The sequence below is a fragment of the Streptomyces aureoversilis genome (assembly GCF_042657885.1).
In the GTDB taxonomy this organism is placed as follows: domain Bacteria; phylum Actinomycetota; class Actinomycetes; order Streptomycetales; family Streptomycetaceae; genus Streptomyces; species Streptomyces aureoversilis.
This window is the reverse complement of sequence record NZ_JBHSKJ010000024.1, coordinates 49,852-76,314: the sequence shown is the minus strand read 5'-3', so window position 1 is coordinate 76,314 and position 26,463 is coordinate 49,852. Positions and strand designations below refer to the sequence as shown.

Annotated in this window: 25 protein-coding genes; 22 read left to right on the top strand and 3 right to left on the bottom strand. The window is 72.3% G+C overall.

Annotated elements, in window-relative coordinates:
• Nucleotides 1-299 precede the first annotated feature (299 nt).
• Nucleotides 300-1,784: a purine-cytosine permease family protein gene (locus ACFPP6_RS31585; RefSeq protein WP_382049661.1), complete on the bottom strand. Its 1,485-nt coding sequence runs from the start codon at nucleotides 1,782-1,784 to the stop codon at nucleotides 300-302.
• Nucleotides 1,785-2,003: 219 nt separating this feature from the next.
• On the opposite strand from ACFPP6_RS31585, the gene ftsY reads away from it, so the two are divergent.
• On the top strand, nucleotides 2,004-3,248 hold the full coding sequence (gene ftsY / locus ACFPP6_RS31580) for a signal recognition particle-docking protein FtsY (RefSeq protein ID WP_168092840.1): 1,245 nt from the start codon (nucleotides 2,004-2,006) through the stop codon (nucleotides 3,246-3,248).
• Nucleotides 3,249-3,409: 161 nt separating this feature from the next.
• Here ftsY and ACFPP6_RS31575 read toward each other — a convergent pair whose 3' ends face one another.
• On the bottom strand, nucleotides 3,410-4,087 hold the full coding sequence (locus ACFPP6_RS31575; protein ID WP_382049659.1) for a bifunctional DNA primase/polymerase: 678 nt from the start codon (nucleotides 4,085-4,087) through the stop codon (nucleotides 3,410-3,412).
• Nucleotides 4,088-4,561: 474 nt separating this feature from the next.
• Between ACFPP6_RS31575 and nsdA the strand changes: the two genes are divergently transcribed.
• The 5 genes from nsdA (at nucleotide 4,562) to ffh (ending at nucleotide 12,097) form a co-directional block, all read left to right on the top strand.
• Entirely contained in the window at nucleotides 4,562-6,052 is a 1,491-nt protein-coding gene (gene nsdA, locus ACFPP6_RS31570; RefSeq protein ID WP_382049657.1) for a transcriptional repressor NsdA, read from the top strand.
• Nucleotides 6,053-6,354: 302 nt separating this feature from the next.
• Nucleotides 6,355-7,680: an ammonium transporter gene (locus tag ACFPP6_RS31565; protein WP_382049655.1), complete on the top strand. Its 1,326-nt coding sequence runs from the start codon at nucleotides 6,355-6,357 to the stop codon at nucleotides 7,678-7,680.
• Nucleotides 7,677-8,015, top strand: coding sequence for a P-II family nitrogen regulator (locus ACFPP6_RS31560; protein ID WP_058046471.1), 339 nt, complete (start codon nucleotides 7,677-7,679; stop codon nucleotides 8,013-8,015). Before ACFPP6_RS31565 ends, ACFPP6_RS31560 begins: the two co-directional genes overlap by 4 nt.
• 31 nt (nucleotides 8,016-8,046) lie before the next feature.
• Nucleotides 8,047-10,476 (top strand): [protein-PII] uridylyltransferase, encoded by a 2,430-nt coding sequence (locus ACFPP6_RS31555; RefSeq protein WP_382049653.1) that lies wholly within the window; start codon nucleotides 8,047-8,049, stop codon nucleotides 10,474-10,476.
• A gap of 76 nt (nucleotides 10,477-10,552) precedes the next feature.
• The gene (gene ffh / locus ACFPP6_RS31550) at nucleotides 10,553-12,097 is read left to right on the top strand and encodes a signal recognition particle protein (protein ID WP_382049651.1); all 1,545 of its coding nucleotides are present in this window, start codon (nucleotides 10,553-10,555) and stop codon (nucleotides 12,095-12,097) included.
• Nucleotides 12,098-12,220: 123 nt separating this feature from the next.
• Here ffh and ACFPP6_RS31545 read toward each other — a convergent pair whose 3' ends face one another.
• The gene (locus tag ACFPP6_RS31545) at nucleotides 12,221-13,042 is read right to left on the bottom strand and encodes a methyltransferase domain-containing protein (protein WP_382049649.1); all 822 of its coding nucleotides are present in this window, start codon (nucleotides 13,040-13,042) and stop codon (nucleotides 12,221-12,223) included.
• 297 nt (nucleotides 13,043-13,339) lie between these two features.
• Here ACFPP6_RS31545 and proS point away from each other — a divergent pair, with 297 nt between their 5' ends.
• The 16 genes from proS to dprA all read left to right on the top strand — a co-directional run bounded on the left by proS (nucleotide 13,340) and on the right by dprA (nucleotide 26,352).
• Nucleotides 13,340-14,755, top strand: coding sequence for a proline--tRNA ligase (gene proS, locus ACFPP6_RS31540; protein WP_382049647.1), 1,416 nt, complete (start codon nucleotides 13,340-13,342; stop codon nucleotides 14,753-14,755).
• Nucleotides 14,756-15,059: 304 nt separating this feature from the next.
• Nucleotides 15,060-15,650, top strand: a complete 591-nt coding sequence (locus ACFPP6_RS31535; RefSeq protein ID WP_190021954.1) for a hypothetical protein — start codon at nucleotides 15,060-15,062, stop codon at nucleotides 15,648-15,650.
• Nucleotides 15,651-15,805: 155 nt separating this feature from the next.
• A complete protein-coding gene (gene rpsP, locus ACFPP6_RS31530; protein ID WP_030369333.1) occupies nucleotides 15,806-16,240 on the top strand; it encodes a 30S ribosomal protein S16 in 435 nt (144 codons plus the stop codon).
• A gap of 2 nt (nucleotides 16,241-16,242) precedes the next feature.
• Complete coding sequence (locus tag ACFPP6_RS31525; RefSeq protein WP_020868149.1) at nucleotides 16,243-16,482, top strand: RNA-binding protein; 240 nt, start codon at nucleotides 16,243-16,245, stop codon at nucleotides 16,480-16,482.
• Nucleotides 16,483-16,566: 84 nt separating this feature from the next.
• Nucleotides 16,567-17,244 (top strand): ribosome maturation factor RimM, encoded by a 678-nt coding sequence (rimM, locus tag ACFPP6_RS31520; RefSeq protein ID WP_382049644.1) that lies wholly within the window; start codon nucleotides 16,567-16,569, stop codon nucleotides 17,242-17,244.
• Nucleotides 17,244-18,053: a tRNA (guanosine(37)-N1)-methyltransferase TrmD gene (gene trmD / locus ACFPP6_RS31515; RefSeq protein ID WP_382049642.1), complete on the top strand. Its 810-nt coding sequence runs from the start codon at nucleotides 17,244-17,246 to the stop codon at nucleotides 18,051-18,053. The genes rimM and trmD overlap by 1 nt, the downstream gene beginning before the upstream one ends.
• Nucleotides 18,054-18,183: 130 nt before the next feature.
• A complete protein-coding gene (gene rplS / locus ACFPP6_RS31510; RefSeq protein ID WP_030369336.1) occupies nucleotides 18,184-18,534 on the top strand; it encodes a 50S ribosomal protein L19 in 351 nt (116 codons plus the stop codon).
• Nucleotides 18,535-18,579: 45 nt separating this feature from the next.
• Complete coding sequence (gene lepB / locus ACFPP6_RS31505; protein ID WP_382049640.1) at nucleotides 18,580-19,425, top strand: signal peptidase I; 846 nt, start codon at nucleotides 18,580-18,582, stop codon at nucleotides 19,423-19,425.
• Nucleotides 19,418-20,452 carry a signal peptidase I gene (lepB, locus tag ACFPP6_RS31500; RefSeq protein ID WP_382049638.1) on the top strand — a complete coding sequence of 345 codons (1,035 nt, stop codon included), beginning with the start codon at nucleotides 19,418-19,420 and terminating at the stop codon, nucleotides 20,450-20,452. The genes lepB (ACFPP6_RS31505) and lepB (ACFPP6_RS31500) overlap by 8 nt, the downstream gene beginning before the upstream one ends.
• Complete coding sequence (gene lepB / locus ACFPP6_RS31495) at nucleotides 20,394-21,398, top strand: signal peptidase I (protein ID WP_382049725.1); 1,005 nt, start codon at nucleotides 20,394-20,396, stop codon at nucleotides 21,396-21,398. The genes lepB (ACFPP6_RS31500) and lepB (ACFPP6_RS31495) overlap by 59 nt, the downstream gene beginning before the upstream one ends.
• 112 nt (nucleotides 21,399-21,510) lie before the next feature.
• On the top strand, nucleotides 21,511-22,254 hold the full coding sequence (lepB, locus tag ACFPP6_RS31490; protein ID WP_382049636.1) for a signal peptidase I: 744 nt from the start codon (nucleotides 21,511-21,513) through the stop codon (nucleotides 22,252-22,254).
• Nucleotides 22,247-22,780 carry an NUDIX hydrolase gene (locus ACFPP6_RS31485; protein WP_382049634.1) on the top strand — a complete coding sequence of 178 codons (534 nt, stop codon included), beginning with the start codon at nucleotides 22,247-22,249 and terminating at the stop codon, nucleotides 22,778-22,780. Before lepB (ACFPP6_RS31490) ends, ACFPP6_RS31485 begins: the two co-directional genes overlap by 8 nt.
• Nucleotides 22,781-22,819: 39 nt before the next feature.
• On the top strand, nucleotides 22,820-23,128 hold the full coding sequence (locus ACFPP6_RS31480) for a DUF2469 domain-containing protein (RefSeq protein ID WP_009714730.1): 309 nt from the start codon (nucleotides 22,820-22,822) through the stop codon (nucleotides 23,126-23,128).
• An 82-nt stretch (nucleotides 23,129-23,210) separates the two neighbouring features.
• The gene (locus tag ACFPP6_RS31475) at nucleotides 23,211-23,570 is read left to right on the top strand and encodes a YraN family protein (protein ID WP_382049632.1); all 360 of its coding nucleotides are present in this window, start codon (nucleotides 23,211-23,213) and stop codon (nucleotides 23,568-23,570) included.
• Nucleotides 23,570-25,174 carry a YifB family Mg chelatase-like AAA ATPase gene (locus tag ACFPP6_RS31470; RefSeq protein WP_382049630.1) on the top strand — a complete coding sequence of 535 codons (1,605 nt, stop codon included), beginning with the start codon at nucleotides 23,570-23,572 and terminating at the stop codon, nucleotides 25,172-25,174. The genes ACFPP6_RS31475 and ACFPP6_RS31470 overlap by 1 nt, the downstream gene beginning before the upstream one ends.
• Complete coding sequence (gene dprA / locus ACFPP6_RS31465; RefSeq protein ID WP_382049628.1) at nucleotides 25,171-26,352, top strand: DNA-processing protein DprA; 1,182 nt, start codon at nucleotides 25,171-25,173, stop codon at nucleotides 26,350-26,352. Before ACFPP6_RS31470 ends, dprA begins: the two co-directional genes overlap by 4 nt.
• Nucleotides 26,353-26,463: the final 111 nt, after the last annotated feature.

The following is a 26,463-nucleotide window of genomic DNA, read 5'->3' as shown; positions in this document are numbered from 1 at the left end:
CGTCGGGTGCTGCCGCGTGCTTCCCCGTCGGTTTCCGGCAGGCCTCACGCGCCGCTGTCTTCCGCCGCCGCGGCGCTCAGCCACAGCGCCGAGGCCCGGCGGTGCCGTACCACCACCCCGCAGCAGGCCCGTAGCAGCGAGGACCGCCTGCCCCGCGCGGCCCCGCCCCGCCCCGCGGCCCCACGCGCCCGGCGGCCCCACGCGCCCGGCGGCGCACCGCTCGCCGCGAGGCGAAAACGCGGGTACCCCCACCGTCAGGACGGTGGGGGCACCCGCGTTCGGCAAGCGGCGGCGGCGCGTCAGGCGCCGACCTTCACGCGCTCCTCGTCGCCGGCGGCGGCACCCGCGGCGTCCGCCGCGGCAGCCTCGCGCGGCACCGGCAGCACGGCCATGATCAGCGCCGAGATGGCGATCGTGGCGGCCCAGCCCAGCCCGTACTTGCCGACGAACGTCGAGGCCAGCGGACCGGTGAACCAGTCGCACTTGGTGAAGCAGATGCCCGCGATCAGCGCGACGGTCCAGGCCGTCATCGCCTGCCAGCAGAACCCGCCCACGTACCAGTAGCGGCTGGTGCGGCCGGTGTCCATCAGCGCCTCCGCGTCGTAGCGCACGGCGCGGGACTTACGGCGCGCCATGTCGACCGTGTAGACGCCGATCCAGGCGGAGAAGGAGACCGCGAGCAGGATCAGGAAGGTGATGAAGGAGCTGAGGAAGCTCTTCGCGACCAGCATCAGCAGCAGGCCGCCGACCAGCGAGATGATGGCGTTGATGCTGACGGCCATGGCGCGGGGCAGCTTCACGCCCATGGTCTGGGCGGTGAAGCCGGCCGAGTACATCGAGAGGCTGTTGATCAGCAGCATGCCGACGATGGCGGTGATCAGGTACGGCACGGCCAGCCAGGTCGGCAGGATGTCGCCGAGGAAGGAGACCGGGTCCGGCGCGTCGGCCAGGCCCGGGGTGGCGACGGCCATGACGGCGCCCATCAGGACCATGGGGACCATCACGACGCCCGCACCGGAGACCGTGGCGGTGACGATCTTCTTGCCGGACGCGGCGTGCGGCAGGTAGCGCGCGAAGTCGGGGCCGGTGGGGACCCAGCTGATGCCGCCGGCGGCGATGGTGCCGATGCCGGCGATCATCATCGCGGTGGTGCCGGCCGGCTTCGAGAAGACCTCGTCCCACTTGATGTTGGCGATCAGGTAGCCCAGCACCAGGACGCTGAAGACGCCGAAGAGGTACGTCGACCACTTGTTGCACACGTTCAGCGCCTTGCGCCCCATGCCGCTCACGAGGAACGTGCAGGCGACGAAGGCGAAGAGCGTGATGACGATCAGCGCGGTGTTGCTCTTGACGCCGAGGAGCAGGTCGAGAACGGTCAGCACCGCGTAGGCGCCGGTGACCGCGTTGATCGTCTCCCAGCCGAAGCGGGCGACCCAGAGGATCGCACCGGGGAAGAGGTTGCCGCGGACGCCGAACGTCGCACGGGAGAGCATCGCTCCGGGCGCGCCGCCCCACTTTCCGGAGACCGACAGGACGCCCACCATGCCGAACGACGCGAGCGCGGCGCAGGCGGCGACGATCAGGACCTGCCAGAAGTTCAGTTCGTTGAAGACCACCAGGGCCGCGCCCATGGTGAGCAGCAGCACGCTGATGTTGGCGGCGACCCAGGTCGGGATGAGCTCACGGACCCGGCCGTGTCGCTCGTGATCCGGAACGGGCTCGATGCCGCGGGTTTCTATCGCGCCGCCGGATTCGGCGGTGGACAGGTTGGACGCGTTGTCCATGTGGGGGGCTCCGTGCGGGTGAAGCGGGGCGGGAAGCCGGGCAGAAAAGGTCTTTGGGGACTCTACGCGCGTCGCACAGCCCCACGCCATCGTACTTTGCTCCAAGTTTAGGCTTTTAGTGCCATTGGTCCTTGTCGTAATCTCCAAAGGCGCACGTCACCGGCGACGTCACCGGCGAGGCCGCCTCTCGGCGCCGCGGTGTCCGATACTGGGGGCGTTATGGAAATCGTCATCCTTGCTGTAGTCATCGCTGTGGTCGCGCTCGGCGCGATCAGCGGGCTCGTGGTCAGCAGCCGTAAGAAGAAGCAGCTGCCCCCGGCCCCGCCGAGCAGCCCGTCCGTCACCGCGCCGCCCGCCGAGCCCCACGTCGGCGAGGAGGCCGAGACCCCCAGCGCCGAGCCGCGCCGGACCGTGGAGGAGGTCGAGCTCCCGGCCCCCGAGGCACCGGCCGCCGAAGCCCCCGCCGAGGCGCCCGCCGCCCCGGCCGAGCCCGAGGCGCCCGCCGCGCCCGCGGTCGAGGTGCCCGAGCCCACCGCCGGCCGCCTCGTGCGGCTGCGCACCCGCCTCTCGCGTTCCCAGAACTCCCTCGGCAAGGGTCTGCTGACCCTGCTGTCCCGCGAGCACCTCGACGAGGACACGTGGGAGGAGATCGAGGACACCCTGCTGACCGCCGACGTCGGCGTCGCCCCCACGCAGGAGCTCGTCGAGCGCCTGCGCGAGCGCGTGAAGGTGCTCGGCACCCGCACCCCCGAAGAGCTGCGCGCCCTGCTCCGCGAGGAGCTGCTGGCCCTGATCGGCACCGACGCCGACCGCAGCGTCCACACCGAGCCCGGCGTGGGCGTGAACGGCGAGGAGAAGCCCGGCGTCGTCATGGTCGTCGGCGTCAACGGCACCGGTAAGACCACCACCACGGGCAAGCTCGCGCGCGTGCTCGTCGCCGACGGCAAGTCCGTCGTCCTCGGCGCCGCCGACACCTTCCGCGCGGCTGCGGCGGACCAGCTGCAGACCTGGGGCGAGCGCGTCGGCGCCCGCACGGTCCGCGGGCCCGAGGGCGGCGACCCGGCGTCGATCGCCTTCGACGCCGTCAAGGAGGGCATCGCCGAGAACGCCGACGTCGTCCTGGTCGACACCGCCGGCCGCCTGCACACCAAGACCGGCCTCATGGACGAGCTCGGCAAGGTCAAGCGGGTCGTCGAGAAGCACGGCTCCGTCGACGAGGTGCTGCTCGTCCTGGACGCCACCACCGGTCAGAACGGCCTCGTGCAGGCGCGCGTCTTCGCCGAGGTCGTCAATATCACCGGCATCGTCCTCACCAAGCTCGACGGCACCGCCAAGGGCGGCATCGTCGTGGCCGTCCAGCGCGAGCTGGGCGTGCCCGTGAAGCTCGTCGGCCTGGGCGAGGGGGCGGACGACCTCGCGCCGTTCGAGCCCGAGGCGTTCGTCGACGCACTCATCGGCGACTGACGCGCCGTACGCCCGTCCGCAACGGCCGGCCCCGCCGGAGCGCCCCAGGGCGCTCCGCAGGCCGGGCGCGCGGCGTCCGGGCGCGAGAAAGGGCCCCCTCCGCAGGTGCAGCTGCGGAAGGGGCCCTTTCGCATGGGGCCCGGCCGGAAGACCGCCGGGGCTCAGGACGCCGCCGACCGGTGGCACACATACGCGAGGGTGCCGAGGAGCAGCCGGGCGTGCGGGGGGCGGCCCGCGGTGTCCAGCGTGGGCGGGCGGAGCCAGCGCATGGGGCCGAGGCCGGCGTGGTCCGAGGGAGGCGCGGTGACGTGCTCCCCGGGACCCAGGCAGCGCAGGTCGAGCCGGGCGTCGTCCCAGCCCATCCGGTAGAGCAGCTGGGGGAGCTCGCCGGCGGCACCGGGGGCGACGAAGAACAGCGCCCGGCCGTGCGGCGTGAGGGCCACGGGGCCGAGCGGAAGCCCCATGCGCTCCAGCCGGGCCAGGGCGTGCCGCCCGGCCGCCTCGGCGACCTCCAGGACGTCGAAGGAGCGCCCCACCGGCAGCAGCACGGCCGCGCCCGGCACCTCGGCCCATGCGGCCGCCGCCGCGTCCAACGTGGCGCCCGCGGGCACGCGTGGGGCGAAGGAGAGCGGGTGTGCGCCGGGGGAGGGGCAGTCGTCGGCACCGCACGAGCAGACCGCGCCGGCCGGGCGACCGCCGCGGGAGGCGCGGGCACCGGGCACCACATCCCACCCCCACAGGCCGGTGTACTCCGCCACCGTCGTGACGCACTCGTACGCGCGTCCGCGGCGCCGAGAGCTCGAGCGCAGGTCCCGGATGCCGCCGATTGTGAAGCCCATGCCCCCTCCAACGGGTCGTGCTCGCGGATGGTTACGAGTCGGAGTGTCTCGGACACGGACCGTTGCCGAATCCCTTCCGGGGGCGGCGCGACGGTGTGTAACGGGTGGTGCGGTGCCGACCATGCGCCGGGGCGTGCATCGATCCACTCTGTCCCTGGGCCCTCCCTGATCGTCCCGTGTCAAGTCAATCGCGCGGAGGTGCGGTTGAGTTCATTCCTTGGGGTGGCGAATGGTGGCGTTTACTGGACTGCTCTCGCGTCAGCCGTGATCGTAGGATTACTTTCGGTGCACGAACCCATGGGAGATGCGCCCCGCCGGTGGGTATGCCGGAGGCATGAACCATCTCGTCGCCCGGCCGAAATTCCTCGCGGCCCGGGGGCGCATCGCCGCACGGGCCGCCGCAAAAGGCGGCAAGCTGTGCGTGGTTCACACGGTTCACGCACAGACAGCAGAGTTCGGGATGGGGGCTTCCAAGTGGGCGGCAACGGCAGCGGCACCGGCGGTGCCGAGAAGGCTGACAAGCGCCCCAACGAGCAGTTGGGCTCCTGGTTCCTGCGCAGCGGATGGTCCAAGGGCGAGCTCGCGCGGCAGGTCAACCGCAGGGCCCGGCAGTTGGGGGCCCACCACATCAGCACGGACACCTCGCGCGTGCGCCGCTGGCTCGACGGCGAGCAGCCGCGCGAGCCCATCCCGAAGATCCTCTCCGAGCTGTTCTCCGAGCGCTTCGGCTGCGTCGTCGGCATCGAGGACATCGGCCTGCGCTCCGCCCACCAGTCCCCGTCCGTCTCCGGCGTCGACCTGCCCTGGGCGGGCCCGCAGACCGTCGAGCTGATCAGCGAGTTCTCCCGCAGCGACCTGATGCTCGCGCGGCGCGGCTTCCTCGGCGCCTCGCTCGCCCTGTCCGCCGGCCCCGCCCTCATCGAGCCCATGCAGCGCTGGCTGGCCCCCGGCCCCGCCGGCAGGGACGGCTCCGGCGGCGCGCAGGACCGCTCCCCGCGCGCGGGCCGCCTCTCCGGCCCCGAGCTCGACCTCCTCGAGTCGACCACCATGATGTTCCGCCAGTGGGACGCCCAGTGCGGCGGCGGTCTGCGCCGCAAGGCCGTCGTCGGCCAGCTCCACGAGGTCACCGACCTCCTCCAGGAGCCCCAGCCCGAGGCCACCTCCAAGAGACTGTTCCGGGCCGCTGCCGAACTGGCGGAGCTCGCAGGCTGGATGAGCTACGACATCGGCCTGCACCCCACCGCCCAGAAGTACTTCGTCCTGGCGCTCCACGCCGCCAAGGAAGCGGGCGACCGCCCCCTGGGCGCGTACATCCTCTCCAGCATGGGCCGTCAGATGATCCATCTCGGCCGGCCGGACGACGCCCTGGAGCTCATCCACCTCGGCCAGTACGGCTCCCGCGAGACGGCCACCGCGCGCACCCAGGCGATGCTGTACGCCGTGGAGGCCCGTGCGTACGCCAACATGGGGCAGCCCTCCAAGTGCAAGCGCGCGGTCAACATGGCGGAGGACTGCTTCTCCGACTGCTCCTCGGGCGACGGCGATCCCGACTGGATCCGCTTCTTCTCCGAGGCCGAGCTCAACGCGGAGAACGCCCACTCCTACCGCGACCTCGCCTATGTGGCCGGCCGCAGCCCCACGTACGCCTCCCTCGCCCGCCCCAAGATGGAGCGTGCCGTCGAGCTCTTCGCGCAGGACACCGAGCACCACCGTTCGTATGCGCTCAACCTCATCGGCATGGCCACCGTCCACCTGATGGAGGGCGAGCCCGAGCAGTCCACGGTCCTCGCCGGCAAGGCCCTCAAGATCGCCAAGCAGGTGCGTTCGGAGCGGGTCAACAACCGGCTCCGCAAGACCGTCGACAATGCCGCGCGGGATTTCGGGGACGTCGCCGAAGTCGTCGCCCTCACCGAGCAGATCACCGTCCACCTGCCGGAATCGGTGGAAGCCGTCCAAGCGGTCTGACCATCACCCGGCCCCCGTACCCGGCCGCGGCGCTCCCCCCGAACAGCCCGACTCGGCTCCCCCACGCCAGGTCACACCGGGCGGACGTCGCGGCCGGCCTCGTGCGCCGGCGCGAGCGGCGCAGGGGCGGCGAAGGTTAGCGGCGATCACCCGCCCGCCCCGGCCGATTCACCCGGGCGTAACACTCCTGCCGTCTTCGTCACTGCGGCGAAACAACCAGCGGCATCGGCTGAAATCCCGCTGCGCCAACCTCATGGCGAAAACCGGCCCGCTCGGGCCGCCGCTTCGAGGAGACACCGACCATGAATGGCGCGGATACCGCATTCGTATTGATCAGTGCCGCACTCGTGATGCTGATGACACCGGGGCTGGCCTTCTTCTACGGCGGCATGGTGCGGGTCAAGGGCGCCCTGAACATGCTGATGATGTCGTTCATCTCCCTCGGCATCGTCACCGTCCTGTGGGTGCTCTTCGGCTATTCGCTCGCCTTCGGCGACGACGTCGGCGCAGGACTGCTCGGCGATCTCGGCCACATCGGCTTCAAGGGCATCGGCCCCGAGACCCTGACCGGAGGCAAGGAAGGCATTCCCGTCTTCGCCTTCGCCCTCTTCCAGCTGATGTTCGCCGTGATCACCCCGGCGCTGATGAGCGGGGCGCTCGCCGACCGCGTGAAGTTCAGTGCCTGGGCCCTGTTCATCACCCTCTGGGTCTCGGTCGTCTACTTCCCCGTCGCCCACTGGGTCTGGCAGGCCGACGGCTGGCTGTTCAAGCTGAAGGTGATCGACTTCGCGGGCGGCACCGCCGTCCACATCAACGCGGGCATCGGCGCCCTCGCCGCGGTCCTCGTCGTCGGCAAGCGCATCGGCTTCAAGAAGGACCCCATGCGCCCGCACAGCCTGCCCCTGGTGGTGCTCGGGACGGGCCTGCTGTGGTTCGGCTGGTTCGGCTTCAACGCCGGCTCCGCGCTCGCCGCCAACGGCACCGCCGCCAACATGGCCATGAACACCCAGGTCGCCACCGCCGCCGCCATGCTCGGCTGGCTCGCCTACGAGCGCATCCGGCACGGCGCCTTCACCACCCTGGGCGCCGCCTCCGGCGCCGTCGCGGGCCTCGTCGCCATCACGCCCGCCGGTGCCGCGGTCAACGCCTTCGGAGCCCTCCTCATCGGCGTCGTCGCCGGCGCGGTCTGCTCCTGGGCCGTCGGCCTGAAGTTCAAGCTCGGCTTCGACGACTCCCTCGACGTCGTCGGCGTCCACCTCGTGGGCGGCGTCATCGGCACCCTCCTCGTCGGCCTCCTCGCCACCGACGGCGTCGGCGGCCTCACGCAGCTCGGCCGCCAGGCCGCCGGAGCCTTCTCCGTCATGGCCTACTCGTTCACCGTCTCCTGGCTGCTGGCCAAGCTCGTGGACAAGACCATCGGCTTCCGGGCCGCCGAGGACGACGAGATCAGCGGCATCGACCAGGCCTTCCACGCCGAGACCGCCTACGACCACACCGGCGTCGGCGCCGTCACCCGCACCGCCGCGCCCGCCCTTCACCGGCCGGCCGCAACCCCCGAGCAGGATGACCGGGAGCAGGCCGACCAGGAGCAGGCCGCCGCTCCGAAGAACAAGAAGGTGGACGCATGAAGCTCATCACCGCGATCGTCAAGCCCTTCCGCGTCGACGAGATCAGGGAGGCCCTCCAGACCTTCGGGGTCCAGGGCCTGACCGTCAGCGAGGCCAGCGGCTACGGCCGCCAGCGCGGCCACACCGAGGTCTACCGCGGCGCCGAGTACCGCGTCGACCTCCTCCCCAAGGCCCGTATCGAGGTCCTCGTCGAGGACGACGACGCCGAGGACGTCATCGACGTCATCCTCAAGAAGGCCCACACCGGCAAGATCGGCGACGGCAAGGTCTGGGTCGTCCCCGTCGAGACCGTCGTCCGCGTGCGCACCGGCGAGCGCGGCCCCGACGCCCTCTGACCCCCGCCGGCCCGTCGTGAAGGGAGCCGAGTTGACCGACCCGCAGACCTGCCCCGCCGACTCGGAACCCAGCGGCTACGCGGCTGCCCGGCTGCGCCTCCTGCACCAGGGGGCGCTCACCGGGCCGCCGCGCCGCGCCGCCCTCGCCCGCCTCACCGACCAGTGGCTCGGCGCCCTGCTGGGCGAGACGCGGGGCGTCGCCCTCGTCGCCGTCGGCGGCTACGGGCGGGGCGAACTGTCGCCCCGCAGCGACCTCGACGTCCTCCTCCTGCACGACGGTGCCGCGGACATCTCCAAGATCGCGGCCATCGCCGACCGCGTCTGGTACCCCGTCTGGGACATGGGGCTGGCCCTCGACCACTCCGTACGCACCCCCGCCGAGGCCCGCCGCACCGCCGCCGGCGACCTCAAGGTCCATCTCGGCCTCCTCGACGCCCGCCACCTCGCCGGCGACGAAGAGCTCACCGCCGCACTGCGCACCACCGCCTACGCCGACTGGCGCGCCCAGGCCCCCGCCCGCCTCGCCGAACTGCGCGAACTCGGCGAGGAGCGCACCCGGCATCAGGGCGAACTCCGCTTCCTCCTCGAACCCGACCTCAAAGAGGCACGGGGCGGCCTCCGCGACGCCACCGCCCTGCGGGCCGTCGCCGCTTCATGGCTCGCCGACGCGCCCCGTGCGGGGCTCGAACGCGCCCGCACGCACCTCCTCGACGTCCGCGACGCCCTCCACCTCACCACCGGGCGCGCCACCGACCGGCTCGCCCTCCAGGAGCAGGACCAGGTCGCCGCGGCCCTCGGCCTCACCGACGCCGACCGCCTCCTGCACGGGGTGTACGAGGCCGCCCGTACGGTCTCCTACGCCGCGGACGTCACCTGGCGCGAGGTCGGCCGGGTCCTGCGCGCCCGCTCCGCACGGCCGCGGCTGCGCCGCATCCTGGGCGGCCGCGGGGGGCGCGGCGGCTTCGTCGAGGTCGAGCGGCTCTCCCTCGCCGACGGTGTCGTGGAACAGGAGGGCGAGGCCGTGCTGGCCCGCACCGCGCGGCCCGAGCGCGACCCCGTGCTGGCGCTGCGCGCGGCCGCGGCGGCGGCCCAGGCCGGCCTGCCGCTGTCGCCCCATGCGGTGCGCCGCCTCGCGGCCTCCGCGGGCCCCATGCCGCAGCCCTGGCCGGCCGACGCCCGCGAGCAGCTCGTGATCCTCCTGGGCGCGGGGCCGCCCACCGTGCCCGTCTGGGAGGCCCTCGAAGCCGAGGGACTGGTCTCCCGGCTGCTGCCCGAATGGGAGCACGTGCGCTGCCGCCCCCAGCGCAACGCCGTCCACCGCTGGACCGTCGACCGGCACCTCGTCGAAACGGCCGTACGGGCCGCCGCCCTCACGCGCCGCGTGGGGCGCCCGGACCTCCTCCTCGTCGCCGCCCTGCTGCACGACATCGGCAAGGGCCTGCCCGGCGACCACTCCGTCACGGGCGAGGCCCTCGCGCGCGACATCGCCCGCCGCATCGGCTTCGGCCCCGCCGACACCGACGTCCTGGCCACGCTCGTCCGGCACCACCTGCTGCTCATCGACACCGCCACCCGGCGCGACCTCACCGACCCGGCCACTGTCCGGACGGTCACCGACGCCGTGACGGACACGGCCACACTGGAGCTCCTGCACGCCCTCACCGAGGCCGACGCCCTCGCGACGGGGCCCGCCGCATGGAGCGCGTGGCGGGCATCGCTCGTCGCGGACCTCGTCCGCCGTGCCGCGGCGGCCCTCGCGGGCGGTGCGGAGGAGGGGCCCCGTGCGCCGTGCCCGCCCGACCCGGAGGCGCACCGGCTGGCCCGCGAGGCCCTCCGTACGGGCGGACCGGCGCTGACCCTGGAGCCCCGCCCGGAGGGCACGGTGCCGTCGGACGACGGCACCGTGCCCTCCGTCGGCATGGAGCTGCGGATCGCCGTCCCCGACCAGCCCGGCGTGCTGCCCGCGGCCGCCGGCGTCCTGGCGCTGCACCGGCTGACGGTGCGGGCCGCGGACCTGCGCGCCGTGGACGGGGCGCTGCTGCTGAGCTGGCGGGTGGCGGCCGAGTACGGTGCCCCGCCCGAGGCCGCCCGCCTGCGCAACGACCTCGTGCGCGCCCTGGACGGCTCCCTCGACGTCCCGGGCCGCCTGGCCGAGCGCGAGGCCGCGTACAGCAGGCGCCGGCGGGGCGTGGTGCACGCCCCGCCGAGCGTGACCGTCGCCGCGGCGGCCTCGCACGGGGCCACGGTCCTGGAGGTGCGCGCCCAGGACGAGCCCGGCCTCCTGCACCGCATCGGGCGGGCCCTGGAGGAGGCGGGGGTGTGGGTGCGCAGTGCCCGCGTGAGCACGCTCGGGGCGAGTGCGGTGGATGCGTTCTACGTGACCGCCCCGGACGGGGCCGCGCTCACGCCCCGTGCGGCCTCCGCGGTCGCCCGCGCGACGGAGGAGGCGCTGGGCGGCTGACCGGACCGGGAGGGTGCGGATACCCTTGGGGGTCAGCCGCCGACTTGACACTCAACAAGAAGGATCCGCGACCACCGTGTTCGATACCCTCTCCGACCGCCTCGCAGCGACTTTCAAGAACCTCCGGGGCAAGGGCCGCCTCTCCGAGGCGGACATCGACGCCACCGCGCGCGAGATCCGTATCGCCCTGCTCGAGGCGGACGTGGCCCTGCCCGTCGTCCGTTCGTTCATCAAGCAGGTCAAGGAGCGGGCGCTCGGCGCCGAGGTCTCGCAGGCCCTCAACCCCGCCCAGCAGGTCATCAAGATCGTCAACGAGGAGCTCATCGGCATCCTCGGCGGCGAGACCCGGCGCCTGCGCTTCGCCAAGACCGCGCCGACCGTCATCATGCTCGCCGGTCTCCAGGGTGCCGGTAAGACGACGCTCGCCGGCAAGCTCGGCCGCTGGCTGAAGGCCCAGGGCCACAGCCCGCTGCTCGTCGCCTGTGACCTCCAGCGCCCCAACGCCGTGAACCAGCTCAGCGTCGTCGCCGAGCGCGCCGGCGTCGGCGTCTACGCGCCGCAGCCGGGCAACGGCGTGGGCGACCCCGTCCAGGTCGCCAAGGACTCGATCGAGTTCGCCCGCACCAAGCAGTACGACATCGTCATCGTCGACACCGCCGGCCGCCTCGGCATCGACGCCGAGATGATGCAGCAGGCCGCCGACATCCGCGACGCGGTCTCGCCGGACGAGACCCTCTTCGTCGTCGACGCCATGATCGGTCAGGACGCGGTCAACACCGCCGAAGCCTTCCGCGACGGCGTCGGCTTCGACGGCGTGGTGCTCTCCAAGCTCGACGGCGACGCCCGCGGCGGTGCCGCCCTGTCGGTCGCGCACGTGACCGGCAAGCAGATCATGTTCGCCTCCAACGGCGAGAAGCTGGACGACTTCGACGCGTTCCACCCGGACCGCATGGCGTCCCGCATCCTGGGCATGGGCGACATGCTCAGCCTGATCGAGAAGGCCGAGCAGACCTTCAGCCAGGACGAGGCCGAGAAGATGGCGGCCAAGCTGGCGAAGGGCCCCAAGGAGTTCACGCTCGACGACTTCCTGTCGCAGATGGAGCAGGTCCGCAAGATGGGCTCCATCAGCAAGCTCCTCGGCATGCTGCCGGGCATGGGGCAGATCAAGGACCAGATCAACAACCTGGACGAGCGCGACGTCGACCGCACCGCCGCGATCATCAAGTCGATGACCCCGGCGGAGCGCCAGGACCCGACGATCATCAACGGCTCGCGCCGGGCCCGCATCGCCAAGGGTTCGGGTGTGGACGTCAGCGCCGTCAAGAACCTGGTGGAGCGGTTCTTCGACGCCCGCAAGATGATGTCGCGCATGGCGCAGGGCGGCGGCATGCCGGGCATGCCGGGTCTGCCGGGCATGGGCGGCGGCGCAGGCCGCAAGAAGAAGCAGCAGAAGCAGGCGAAGGGCAAGCGCCAGAGCGGCAACCCGATGAAGCGCAAGGCCGAGGAGCAGGCCGCGGCCGCGCGCCGCGAGCAGCAGGGGGCCGGCGCCCTGGGCCTGCCCGCGGGCCAGGACGCGAAGGACTTCGAACTGCCGGACGAGTTCAAGAAGTTCATGGGCTGACCCAACGGTCCCGGAAGGCCCCGCACGGCGCCTCCGCGTGGTGCCCCGCGGCGCCCGCCCCGCAGTACGTCACAGCCCCCCGCGGCCGAGCAGGCCGCGGGGGGCTGTCGCATGCGCGCTGCGCTAGGCGCGGGCTATCAGATAGCGGAAGACATTGGGCATCCACACCGTGCCGTCACGGCGCAGGTAAGGGTGGAGCGCCTCGGAGAGCTCCTTGACGACCTGCTCCTCGTCGGTGGCGCGGACGGCCGCGTCGAAGGCGCCGGTGGAGAGCATGCCGCGTACCGCGCTGCCCATGTCGGCATAGCCGTAGGGGCACGCCACGCGCCCGGAGCCGTCCGGCCGGAGCCCGGCCTGCTGGGCCAGGTTCTCCAGGTCGTCGCGGCCGCACGGCCGCCAGCGCGCCGGCGCGCACATGGGGTCCGCGAGCCGGGCCGCGACTCGAAGCGCCCCCGACGCCGCGCAGCGCTCCTGGGGGCCCCAGCCGGCCAGCACCACGGGGGCGCCCCGCTCCGCGCACGAGGCGGCCCGGGCCAGCGCCGTGGTCATGCCCTGAGCGCTGCCGCCCGCGCAGTACAGCGGGTCGAAGGCGGTGACGAGGTTGAAAGCCGGGGCGCCGGCGTCCATGACGCTCTCGGGGGCCCCGTGCCCCAGGCGTGCGGCGCCGGCGCCCTCGGGCAGCAGCCGCTCGCGGGCGAGGGCGAGCCGGCGCCCGTCCGGGTCCACGCCGGAGACCGCGGCGCCGCGGGACGCCGCCATGAGCAGGGCCAGGCCGGAGCCGCAGCCCAGGCTGAGCAGCCTGGTGCCGGAGCCGACCTCCAGGCGTTCGTAGACCGCTTCGTAGAGCGGCACCAGCATCCGTTCCTGGATTTCCGCCCAGTCGCGGGCCCGCGACTCGGGCGACGAAGAGGACGGCCGGTGCCGCCGTACGAGCGTAGGTGTCATGGAAAGCGCCCCAATCCGCCGAGAGACGTGTGCATGCCCGATCCGCCGCCCCCCGTGTACTGCCGTGCGCACTGCTGGAGAAAGCACCCCCTTGTGCCAGGGAACTGCTCATCGGTTCCCGAGTCCAGTGGAAGGCGCCGGCACGTTCCCGTACGCCCACGATGGCATGTGCCGGGCGCATCCGCACGGGCGCCGCAAGGGGGCGCGGACCCGCCGGGGGCGGCGTACGAAGGGCGCGGGGCGGGGCGAGGGGAGCGGATTCACGCTCCGACGGATCGGCCCCGTACCATTCGCACCATGGCAAAGGCTCCCATTCTCACCCCCCAGGCGGACGACTTCCCGCGCTGGTACCAGGACTTGATCAACAAGGCCGAGCTGGCCGACAACGGCCCGGTGCGCGGCACCATGGTCATCCGACCGTACGGGTACGGGCTCTGGGAGCGCATGCAGCAGGAGATGGACGCGCGCATCAAGGACGCGGGCGCCTCCAACGCGTACTTCCCCCTCTTCATCCCGCAGTCGTACCTGACCCGCGAGGCCGAGCACGTCGAGGGCTTCGCCCCCGAGCTCGCGGTCGTCACGCACGGCGGCGGCAAGGAGCTGGAGGAGCCGGTCGTCGTCCGGCCCACCTCCGAGACGATCATCAACGAGTACTTCTCCAAGTGGGTGCAGAGCTACCGCGACCTGCCCCTGCTGATCAACCAGTGGGCCAACGTGGTCCGTTGGGAGATGCGCCCGCGCGTCTTCCTGCGCACGAGCGAGTTCCTCTGGCAGGAGGGCCACACGGCGCACGCCACGTACGAGGACGCGCGCGACTACGCCGCCCGCATCCACCGCGACGTCTACTACGACTTCATGGTCAACGTCCTGGGCATCGACGTCGTCCTCGGCCGCAAGACGGCCAAGGAGCGCTTCGCGGGCGCGATCAACACCCTCACCCTCGAGGGCATGATGGGCGACGGCAAGGCGCTGCAGATGGGCACCAGCCACGAGCTGGGCCAGAACTTCGCCAAAGCCTTCAACACCTCGTACCTGTCCAAGGACGGCCACCAGGAGCTGGTGTGGCAGACGTCCTGGGGCGTCTCCACCCGCATGGTGGGCGGTCTGATCATGTCGCACGGCGACGACAGCGGCCTGCGCGTGCCGCCGCGCCTGGCGCCGGTCCAGGTCGTCGTCCTCGCGATCAAGGGCGACGACGCCGTCATCGCCAAGGTGCGCGAGATCGGCGACCAGCTGAAGGCCGCCGGGATCCGGGTGCAGGTCGACGACCGCACCGACACGCCGTTCGGCCGCCGCGCCGTGGACTGGGAGCTCAAGGGCGTCCCGGTGCGCATCGAGGTCGGCCCGCGCGACCTGGAGAACGGCACCGCGATGCTGGCCCGCCGCATCCCCGGCGGCAAGGAGCCGGTCCGTCTCGAGGAGCTCGTCGCGCTGCTGCCGAAGGTCCTCGAGGAGGACCAGGCGCTGCTGCTGAGCCAGTCGCGCGAGCGCCGCGAGGCCCGTACGAGCGACGTGAAGACCATCGAGGAGGCCGCCGAGGCCGCCGTGGCCGGCGGCTGGGCGCGGATCCGCTGGGCCGACCTGGGCCCGGAGGGCGAGGCCAAGCTGGCCGAGCAGGCCGTGTCCGTGCGCTGCCTGGTGGCCGAGGACGGCTCGGTGCCGGAGGCGGACGACGCCCCGGGCACGATCGCGATCGTGGCGCGCGCCTACTAGGCGTGCTTGGGGCTCCGGCCCCGTGCGGCACCGCGGGGGCGGCGAGCCCCACCGCGGTGCCGCTGTCGTTCACGCTCCGCGGGGCGCCTTCGGGCGCCCCGCTGTCCGTAGGGGCGCACGCCCCCCGGTGCGCGCTTACTGATGAGTCAGTACGTCCCGGGTTGCGAACGGGTGCGCGGCTTCTCCATAGATCTGCGCACCCGCCCTCGTCGGGACGCATGAGCGTGAAACTGACTGGTACGTGCAAATTATTTGGGATGGCCCGGTATCGGAACACCGGGCCGTCCCTGCTCGTTGTCACGACGTGAGCACGACACCACCTGTTCTCGCCGCAGAGCTGGCGCAGGCGTGGGCCGACATTCAGCGGCACCACCCCGAGCTGCCGGATCTAGCCGCGCCCGAATCGCTGATCGGGGAGTCGTCGTCCGCATGCGGCGCCGAGCTCTCCTTCGAACGGCTGCTGCACGAGGCAGTGCACGGCATCGCGGCCGCCCGCGGTGTCCGTGACACCTCCCGTGCGGGCCGCTACCACAATCGCCGGTTCCTGGCGATCGCCGAGGAGCTCGGACTCGACCACAGCGAGGATCCGCATCCCAGCAGCGGCTTCTCCCTGGTCGTGCTCAACCCGGAGGCGCGCAAGCGCTACCGCCCCACCATCGAGAGACTGCAGCGCGCCCTCAAGGCGCACACGGTCGCCACCACCGCCGACACCTCGCGGACGTTCCGCGGGCCGGCGGCGCGGCACGGCTCGTCCGGCGGCGGGGTACGGGTCAAGGCGGTGTGCGACTGCGGCCGGAACGTTCGGGTCGTGCCCTCCGTGCTCGCCCAGGCGCCGATCATGTGCGGCGGCTGCGGGCAGCCCTTCCGGATTCCGGAGGCGGTCACGGTCGGCTGACCTGGAGGGGTGTGGCACAATGGGACGCTGTACTCGACAGTCGCATAGGACCCCTCTCTCCTCCGGCTGGCGCGTCCATCGGGCACCCGAGTACCGCAACCCCACGTGGCATCTCGTTGTGCCCAACCACGTCAAGACCAGGAGACACCACTCCCGTGGCAGTCAAGATCAAGCTGAAGCGTCTGGGCAAGATCCGTTCGCCTCACTACCGCATCGTCATCGCCGACTCCCGTACCCGCCGTGACGGCCGGGCCATCGAGGAGATCGGTCTGTACCACCCGGTGCAGAACCCCTCGCGCATCGAGGTCGACTCCGAGCGTGTCCAGTACTGGCTGGGTGTCGGCGCGCAGCCGACCGAGCCCGTCATGGCCATCCTCAAGGTCACCGGCGACTGGCAGAAGTTCAAGGGCCTGCCGGCCCCGGCCCCGATGCTCGTCGCCGAGCCGAAGAAGGACCACAGCGGTCTCTTCGACGCCGTCGTGAGCGCCGCGGGCGAGGCGAAGGGTGAGGCCATCACCCCGAAGGCGAAGAAGTCGGAGAAGAAGGACGAGGCCGCTGAGGCCGAGTCCGCTGAGTCGACCGAGGCCTGAGGATGCTCGAGGAGGCCCTTGAGCACCTCGTGAAGGGCATCGTCGACAACCCCGACGAGGTGCAGGTCGCTTCGCGCAACCTGCGCCGTGGGCGCGTGCTGGAGGTCCGGGTTCACCCGGACGACCTCGGCAAGGTGATCGGCCGCAACGGTCGCACCGCGCGTGCCCTGCGCACCGTCGTGGGCGCCATCGGCGGCCGTGGCATCCGCGTCGACCTCGTCGACGTGGATCAGGTCCGCTGAGAAGCGGTTGAGCACCGGCACGGGCCGGGAAGGGCTTGGGCCCTTCCCGGCCCGTTGTCGCGTACGGAGAGCAGAGAAGGAAACATGCAGCTCGTAGTCGGCAGGATCGGCCGCGCCCACGGCATCCGGGGCGAGGTCACGGTTGAGGTGCGCACGGACGAGCCCGAGCTCCGGCTCGGCCCCGGCGCCGTCCTGGCCACGGACCCCGCCGCCGCGGGGCCGCTGACCATCGAGTCCGGCCGCGTGCACAGCGGGCGGCTCCTGCTGCGCTTCGCGGGCGTGGGCGACCGCACTGCCGCGGAGGCGCTCCGCAACACCCTCCTCATCGCCGAGGTGGACCCGGAGGAGACCCCGGAGGACCCGGAGGAGTTCTACGACCACCAGCTGATGGACCTGGAGGTCGTCACGGTCGACGGCACCGTCGTCGGCCGGATCACCGAGATCTCCCACCTGCCCTCGCAGGACCTCTTCATCGTGGAGCGGCCCGACGGGACCGAGGTGATGGTCCCCTTCGTCTCCGAGATCGTCACGGAGATCGACCTCGACGAGCAGCGCGCCGTCATCGATCCGCCGCGTGGCCTGATCGACACCGACGAGGCGGAGATCGCTTCGTCGCGTGAGGCGGGGCATGGGGCGGGGCCTGAGGCGGAGCACGAGGCGGGGCAGGGCTCCCCGGCCGGTTCCGAAGACGATTCCGAGGACGGCTCCGTGAACGGCGGCGAGAAGGGCAGCGAGAGCGGCTCCGAGCGGGGCGACGCCTGATGCGCCTCGACGTCGTCACGATCTTCCCCGAGTACCTCGAGCCGCTGAACGTCTCGCTCGTCGGCAAGGCGCGGGCACGGGGCAGGCTCGACGTCCGCGTGCACGACCTGCGCGCGTGGGCGCACGACAAGCACAACACCGTCGACGACACCCCGTACGGCGGCGGCCCCGGCATGGTCATGAAGCCTGAGCCCTGGGGCGAGGCCCTCGACTCGATCATCGAGTCGGGCGAGGGGCGGCCCGTGATCGTCGTCCCGACGCCCAGCGGCCGGCCCTTCACCCAGGAGCTCGCGGTCGAGCTCTCCGAGAAGCCGTGGCTGGTCTTCACCCCCGCCCGCTACGAGGGCATCGACCGCCGGGTCATCGAGGAGTACGGCGACCGCCTCGACGTCCGCGAGGTGTCCATCGGCGACTACGTCCTGGCCGGCGGCGAGGCCCCGGTCCTCGTCATGGTCGAGGCCATCGCCCGGCTGCTTCCCGGCGTGCTCGGCAACGCCGAGTCGCACCGCGACGACTCCTTCGCCCCGGGCGCCATGGCCGACCTCCTCGAGGGCCCCGTCTACACCAAGCCCCCGGAGTGGCGCGGCCGCGGCATCCCCGACGTCCTGCTCAGCGGCCACCACGGCAAGATCGCCCGGTGGCGCCGCGACGAGGCGTTCCGGCGCACGGTGCGCAACCGCCCCGATCTGATCGAGCGCGCGGACCCCGCCGCCTTCGACAAGAAGGACCGCGAGATCCTCTCGATCCTGGGCTGGGGCCCCGGCCCCGACGGCCGATTTGGGCGAGTGGCCCCGGACGTGGAAGAATAAGCCGTTGCCTTGCGCCCGGCGTGCGCCCCTGCCACAGGGGGAACGACGCTCGCCCGGTGTTCCGGCACCATTCCCACTTCAGTACGGATTCCGCTGATGACCTGTGGCATCGGCGAGGAAGCAGACGAACATGTCCTCCCTGCTCGACAACGTCAACGCCGCGTCGCTGCGCACCGACGTCCCGGCCTTCCGCCCCGGCGACACCGTGAACGTCCACGTCCGCGTCATCGAGGGCAACCGCTCCCGCATCCAGCAGTTCAAGGGTGTCGTCATCCGCCGCCAGGGCGCGGGCATCAGCGAGACCTTCACGGTCCGCAAGGTCTCGTTCTCCGTCGGCGTCGAGCGCACCTTCCCGGTGCACAGCCCGATCTTCGAGAAGGTCGAGCTCGTCACCCGCGGTGACGTCCGTCGCGCCAAGCTGTACTACCTCCGTGAGCTCCGCGGCAAGGCCGCGAAGATCAAGGAGAAGCGCGACAACTGAGCTTCCGTCCGGCGTCCGCGCCTGGCCGGATAGGCTTTCGGCTCGATGGACACCGACGTACAGCTTTCGGAGCGCGACCGCTCTCCCCGCCCTGCAGAGGGCGCGGAGCAGGGGTCGCGCTCCTCGCGTTTTCCCGCCTCCCCGGCCGCCTGGGCCAAGGCCGCCCGGGCGTGGCTGCGGGGCGGTGGCCCGCTGCGCCGTGCGGGCGTGCTGCTGACGCTCTGCCTGGTCTTCCTGCTGCTCCTCAGCAGCTACGTGGTGCAGCCCTTCCTGATCCCCAGCGGGTCGATGGAGAACACGCTCCGGGTGGGCGACCGCGTGCTCGTCAACAAGCTCGCCTACAGCTTCGGGAGCAAGCCGGAGCGGGGCGACGTGGTGGTCTTCGACGGCACCGACTCCTTCGTCCACGACGTGCCGACGGAGAACCCGGTGGCGGCGCTGATCCGCAAGGGAGCCTCGTCCGTCGGCCTCATGGGGCCCGCGGCGACCGTCTACATCAAGCGCGTGGTGGGCGTCGGGGGTGACAGGATCACCTGCTGCGACGCGCGCGGCCGGCTGCAGATCAACGGTCGTGCGGTGGACGAGGGATTCCTCTACCCGGGCGACGCGCCCTCACGCGTGCCCTTCGACGTCGTGGTCCCCGAGGGCAAGCTGTGGGTGATGGGCGACCACCGGAGCGACTCCCGCGACTCCCGTGACCACCTGGGGGAGCCCGGTGGCGGCATGGTGCCGGTGAGCAGGGTCGTCGGGCGGGCCGACTGGATCGGCTGGCCGTTCGGGCGGATGACCGAACTGAAGCGTCCCGACGTCTACGCGCGCGTGCCGGAAGCCGACGCCTCCGCCGGGCACACGGGGAAACCCGCCGGACGGAGCGGGAGGCCGGGTGGGTAGCAGGGGGCGTACGCTGCCGGGCCCCGCGGGCCCGGCGGAGGCGGGAGCACTGGGGGCGGGCGCGGCCACGGGCGGCCGCGCCGCGCGGCGGAAGGCGGCGCGGCGGGTCAAACGGCGCCGGCGCCGCTCCGCGGTCAAAGAGGTGCCGATCCTCATAGCGGTCGCGCTCCTGATCGCCCTGGTGTTCAAGACGTTCCTGGTGCAGGCGTTCGTCATCCCCTCCGGCTCCATGGAGCAGACCATCCGGATCGGCGACCGCGTCCTGGTGGACAAGCTGACCCCCTGGTTCGGCTCCCGGCCCCAGCGCGGTGACGTCATCGTCTTCAAGGACCCCGGAGGCTGGCTGGACGGGGAGCAGCTGACGACCGGGCCCGACCCGGTGGGCGTCAAACAGGCCAAACAACTGCTGACTTTCATCGGCCTGCTTCCGTCCGCGAACGAGCAGGATCTGATCAAGCGTGTGATCGGCATCGGCGGTGACACGGTCAAGTGCTGCGACACGAACGGCAAAATCACGGTCAACGGAACGCCGGTCGACGAGCCCTACCTGCACCCCGACAACGCCCCCTCGAAGCTCGACTTCACGGTGCGGGTGCCTCAGGGCCGCTACTTCGTGATGGGCGACCACCGCTCCAACTCGGCTGATTCCCGCTTCCACCTGGACGATCCCGGACAGGGCACCGTGCCGCAGGAGCTGGTCGTCGGCCGTGCGGTCGTGATCGCGTGGCCGCTGGGCCACTGGCGACAGCTGTCCGAAAGAGACACTTTCGCAACGGTCGATGACGCGCCGCCGGCGGAGGCGCGAGCACGCGGCCCGGCGCATAGTGTGTCCTTCATGGATCAGCAAGGATTGATCCAACTCCCGACCCCTGCGGAACTCCCGCTCGTTATGGGAGTGGTGGGCCTGCGTCGTGTGTACGGCGGCCCGCAGCGTGGAGAGCGGAGCGAGAGGAGTGGATGTGGGGGACTTGGCGGTCGGCGCACGGTCCGGTCACGAAGAGCCCGAGAAGCGGCCCGGGGAGGCTGACGGGTCGCCAGGGGTGGGCGTGCCGGCGGAGGCCATGTCCCAGGCATCCCAGGAGGCTGCGGGCGGACCGGCGCGGGCGGACGGTGAAGACGTGAGCCCGGAGGCGGAAGCGGACGGGGAGGGCCCGCGCAGTGCGGCGCCCAAGAAGCAGCGGTCCTTCTGGAAAGAGCTGCCGATACTGATCGGCATCGCCCTGGTCCTCGCGCTGCTGATCAAGACGTTCCTGGTGCAGGCGTTCTCGATCCCGTCGGATTCGATGCAGAACACCCTCCAGCGCGGTGACCGCGTGCTGGTGGACAAGCTCACCCCGTGGTTCGGCGCCGAGCCCGAGCGCGGCGAGGTGGTGGTCTTCCACGACCCGGACAACTGGCTCGGGGACGAGACCCAGACGCCCCAGCCCGGCCCGCTGGGCGGCGGCGTGCAGAAGGTCCTCAGCTTCATCGGCCTCATGCCCTCGGCCGAGGAGAAGGACCTCATCAAGCGGGTCATCGCGGTCGGCGGGGACACCGTGGAGTGCCAGAAGGGCGGCCCGGTCAAGGTCAACGGCAAGGCCCTGTCGGAGAAGGACTACCTCTTCCCCGACAACACCCCCTGCGACGACCAGCCCTTCGGCCCGATCAAGGTGCCCAAGGGCAAGCTCTGGGTGATGGGCGACCACCGCCAGAACTCCCTGGACTCGCGCTACCACCCCAACCAGGACCACGGCTTCGTCCCGGTGTCCGAGGTCGTGGGCCGCGCCTTCGTGGTCGCCTGGCCGATCAACCGCTGGTCCTTCCTCGGCGTTCCCGGCACCTTCGACCAGCGGGGGCTGAACGCCGCTGCCGCGGCAGCGCCCTCCGCGCTCGGGCTCGCCGGAGCGGTGCCGCTCGTCCTGTGGCGCCGGCGCAAGCTCACCGCACGGAGCGGCACCGAGGGGCTCACCCTCCGGAGCGCCCCCAGGGACTGACCGGCGGAGCCTCCCGAAGGGCTGACTCGCCTGCATACCGCCCGGTAGTGTGCGGTTCCCGTGCCCCTGGGCATGCGGAGTCCGATCTTCTACGCAGGGCGGGAGCACTGGGATGAGCGGAGCGGGACGTACGGACGACGGCCACGGCCGCGCGGGCAGGATGCTGTCCGGGCTGGCCGTGGCCGTCGGCTGTGTGCTCTTCCTCGGCGGCTTCGTCTGGGGCGCCCTGCTCTACCAGCCCTACACCGTCCCCACCGACTCGATGGCGCCGACCATCGGGCGGGGCGACCGGGTCCTCGCCCAGCGCATCGACGGCGGCGACGTGCGGCGCGGGGACATAGTCGTCTTCAAGGACAAGGTCTGGGGCGACTCCCCGATGGTCAAGCGGGTCGTCGGCACGGGCGGCGACACCGTGGCCTGCTGCGACGGGAAAGGGCGCCTCACGGTCGACGGCAAACCGATCGAGGAACCGTATCTGCAGGCCACCGGCCCGGCGTCGCCCACCGCCTTCTCCGCCACCGTCCCCGAGGGGCAGCTCTTCCTGCTCGGGGACCACCGCAACGACTCCGTGGACTCCCGCGGCCACCTCACCGACACCTCCCACGGCTCCGTGCCGCGCGGTGCCGTGAAGGCGCGCGTGGACGCCACTGCCTGGCCCGTGGGCGGCTGGGGCATGATGGACAGACCCGAGTCCTTCGCCGCCCTCCCGGGCGGCACCTCGCAGCCCGGCCCGCTGCCGCTGGTGCTGACAGCCGTGGTCGTCGGCGCGGTGCTCATCCTGGGCGGCGCGGCGTACGGGCCCGTGGCGCGCATCGTCACGCCGAGGCGCAGGGAGGAGGTGCCCGCCCATGGCTGAGGAAGGCCCCGGCCGCACGGCGGGGGCGGCGCCCACCGCAGCGGGCGAACCGCGCAGGGCGTCACGGGTCGTCCTGCTCGACCCGGACGACCGCATCCTGCTGATGCACGGCTTCGAACCGGGTGACCCCACGACGACCTGGTGGTTCACCCCGGGCGGTGGCCTGGAGGGCGCCGAGAGCTGGGAGCAGGCGGCGCGCCGGGAGCTGGCCGAGGAGACCGGGATCACAGAGGTCGACCTGGGCCCCGTCCTGTGGTGCCGCACCTGCTCCTTTCCCTTCGACGGCCGCCGCTGGGACCAGGACGAGCGCTACTTCCTGGCCCGCACCGCGCAGCCCGGGAAGTGGACCGGCGGCGGGACGGAACTGGAGCGGCGCAGCGTCACGGGGCTGCGCTGGTGGACCTGCGAGGAACTTCTCGCGACCCGTGAGACGGTGTATCCGACCAGGCTCGCCGGGCTGCTGCGTACGCTGCTCGACGAGGGACCCCCGCGTACGCCGGTGCTCCTGGAGACGGAGCGCGCCTGACGCACAATGGGGGGACGCACGGCTGAAGGGGAACATGCCATGAGCGCCGAGGACCTCGAGAAGTACGAGACCGAGATGGAGCTGAAGCTCTACCGGGAGTACCGCGATGTCGTCGGTCTGTTCAAATACGTGATCGAGACCGAGCGCCGTTTCTACCTCACCAACGACTACGAGATGCAGGTGCACTCCGTCCAGGGCGAGGTCTTCTTCGAGGTATCGATGGCCGACGCCTGGGTCTGGGACATGTACCGCCCGGCCCGGTTCGTGAAACAGGTGCGTGTCCTCACGTTCAAGGACGTGAACATCGAGGAGCTGAACAAGAGCGACCTCGACCTTCCGGGTGGCTGAGTTCTCCACAACCGACGGGTAATCCACCAAGATCCAACAATTCCGGGTGCCGGCTGCACTGTGGGCGCCGGAGGTGGTGCCCGTGAACGCCCGAGAAGCACTCGGTCGCTACGGCGAGAATCTTGCCGTCCGCCGGCTGGCCCAGGCCGGCATCGTCGTCCTCGAACGGAACTGGAGATGCCGCGAGGGCGAGATCGACATCGTGGCCATGGAGGCCGACACCCTGGTGGTGTGCGAGGTCAAGACCCGCCGCACCGGTGCCTACGAACACCCGATGGCCGCCGTCACCCCGGCGAAGGCCGACCGGTTGCGCCGGCTCGCCGAGCGCTGGCTGGCGCGGCACGGCGGACCGCCCGCGGGCGGCGTGCGGATCGACCTGGTGGGCGTGATCGTTCCTGAGCGGGGAGCTCCCGCCGTGGAGCACGCCAAGGGGGTGGCGTGATGGGCTTCGCCCGTACGTGCTCGGTGGCGCTGGTCGGGGTCGAGGGAGTGGTGGTCGAGGTCCAGGCCGACCTGGAGCCCGGAGTCGCCGCCTTCACCCTCGTCGGCCTGCCCGACAAGAGCCTCGTGGAGAGCAAGGACCGCGTCCGCGCGGCCGTCGTGAACTCCGGCGCCGAATGGCCGCAGAAGAAGCTGACCGTGGGCCTGAGCCCTGCGGCCGTGCCCAAGGGCGGCAGCGGCTTCGACCTCGCCGTCGCCTGCGCCGTCCTGGCCGCCTCCGAGCGTCTCGACCCCCGGGAGATCGCCGACCTGGTGCTCATCGGGGAGCTCGGCCTCGACGGCCGCGTCCGCCCGGTGCAGGGCGTCCTCCCGGCGGTTCTGGCCGCGGCCGACGCGGGCTACCGGCAGGTGGTCGTCCCCGAGCGCACGGCCGCCGAGGCATCCCTCGTGCCCGGCGTCTCGGTCCTCGGTATCCGCAGCCTGCGCCAGCTGATCGCCGTCCTGACCGACGAGCCGGTGCCCGAGGAGGAGCCGCTGCAGGAGGGCAGCCCGGATCCGATGCTCGCCGGCCTCTCGGTGCCCGGGGCGGGGCTGGGTACGGGGGTCGTGCACGGGGAGCGCCGGCCCGACCTCGCCGAGGTCGCGGGGCAGGCCAGGGCCCGGACGGCCCTCGAAGTGGCCGCCGCCGGGCGGCACCACCTCCTCCTCCAGGGCCCGCCCGGAGCAGGCAAGACCATGCTCGCGGAGCGGCTGCCCGGCCTGCTGCCGCCCCTCACCTCGCAGGAGTCCCTCGAGGTCACCGCGGTGCACTCCGTAGCGGGCACTCTTCCCGCGGGCCAGCCCCTCCTCGACCGGGCCCCGTACTGCGCTCCGCACCACTCGGCGTCCATGCCCTCGCTCGTCGGCGGCGGCAGCGGGCTGCCGCGCCCGGGAGCCGTTTCCCTGGCCCATCGAGGCGTGCTCTTCATGGACGAGGCGCCCGAGTTCTCCGGACGGGTGCTGGACGCCCTGAGGCAGCCGCTTGAGTCGGGTCACGTCATCGTGGCCCGCTCCGGCGGTGTCCTGCGGCTGCCCGCCAGGTTCCTCCTCGTCCTCGCCGCCAACCCTTGCCCGTGCGGACGGCACGGCATGCTGGGGGAGGGATGCGAATGCACGCCACAGGCCGTCAGGCGCTACCGCGCGCGCCTGTCCGGCCCTCTCCTGGACCGGGTCGACCTGCGGGTGACGGTCGAAGCGGTGGCCCGTTCCGAGCTGACGGGCCCCGGGGCGGCGGAGACGACCGCCGAGGTGGCCGACAGGGTCCGCGCCGCCCGGGAGCGTGCCGCGGCCCGCCTCGCGGACATGCCCTGGCGGACCAACAGCGAAGTTCCCGGCCACGAACTGCGGACGCGCTGGCGCGTCGCCCCCGGCGCCCTCGACGAGGCCGAACGCGACATGGAGCGGGGCATGCTGACGGCACGTGGCCTCGACCGTGTGCTGCGCGTCGCCTGGACGGTGGCGGACCTCGCCGGCCACGACCTCCCCGACGCCTCGGACGTCAACTGCGCGCTCGAACTGCGCACGGGCGTCCACCGTGGCACGGTCGCGGCCGGAGGCCATCCGTGACGGCCCCCGCCCCCGAGGACCGGCTGGCCCGCGCCGCCCTCACCCGCCTGACCGAGCCCGGGGACGAGCGGGTGGGCCGGTGGATCAGGGAGATGGGCGCCGTGGGGCTGGTTCGGGGGCTCACGGGGGCGGGCCCGGCGCCGCAAGGGGCCGGCCGCGAGCGGCTCGCCGGGTGCCGGGAGCGCGCCGCCGCCCTCGACCCCCACGGCGACCTCGACGCCGTCGCCCGGCTGGGCGGCCGCTTCCTCTGCCCCGGAGACCGGGAGTGGCCTCGGCAATTGGACGACCTCGGTGATGCCCGCCCGATCGGCCTCTGGGTGCGCGGCGGGGCCGACCTGCGGCTGTGGGCGCTGCGCTCCGTCGCCGTGGTCGGGGCGCGCGCCTGCACCGACTACGGCTCGCACGTCGCCTCCCTCCTCGGCTCCGGGCTGGCGCGCCGCGGCTGGGTCGTCGTCTCCGGCGCCGCGTACGGCGTCGACGGTGCCGCGCACAGGGGAGCGCTCGCAGCGGGCGGTGCGACCGTCGCCGTGCTCGCCTGCGGGGTCGACGTGCCCTACCCGAGGGGCCATGCGGACCTGATCGACCGCATCGTGGAACGTGGTCTGGTGCTCGCCGAGTTGCCCCCGGGCGGGCACCCCACTCGCAGCCGCTTCGTCCTGCGCAACCGCGTCATCGCCGCATTGACGAGGGGAACCGTGGTCGTGGAGGCCGAGTACCGCAGCGGTTCACTGGTGACGGCCCGTCGCGCGCGGCTGCTGGGCCGCCAGACGATGGGCGTGCCCGGGCCGGTGACGTCGGGCCTGTCGGCGGGCGTGCACGAACTCCTCCGCGAGGACGCCGCCCTGGTCACCGACGCGGACGAGATCGCCGAGCTGGTCGGCGGGATCGGGGACCTCGCCCCCGAGCGGCGCGGCCCCGTCGTAGCGCGCGATCTGCTGGCCCCGGCGGCGGCCGTGGTGCTGGAGGCCGTGCCCGGTGGAGACGGCGGGGGCGGGGAGCTCATCGCGCGAAACGCGGGCCTGAGCAGGGATCAGACGCTTGCCAGACTGTACGAGCTGCAGTCCCTCGGCTTCGTGGAACGCCGGGGTGATCACTGGCAGTTGGCCGCCCCACCGTCAACATCCGGCACCTCCAAGCCCCCCGGACGGCGCCCGTCCGCGCGGCGAGGCGGTTCTTGACCTGGGGCGATCGGGTGAAAAGGTTAAGGGGACGACCGCGGCCGCCGATACGGCGAGGCCCGTACCGACGCCGGCCCCCGGCGCCGCATGCCGACGCCTCCGGCAGGGGAA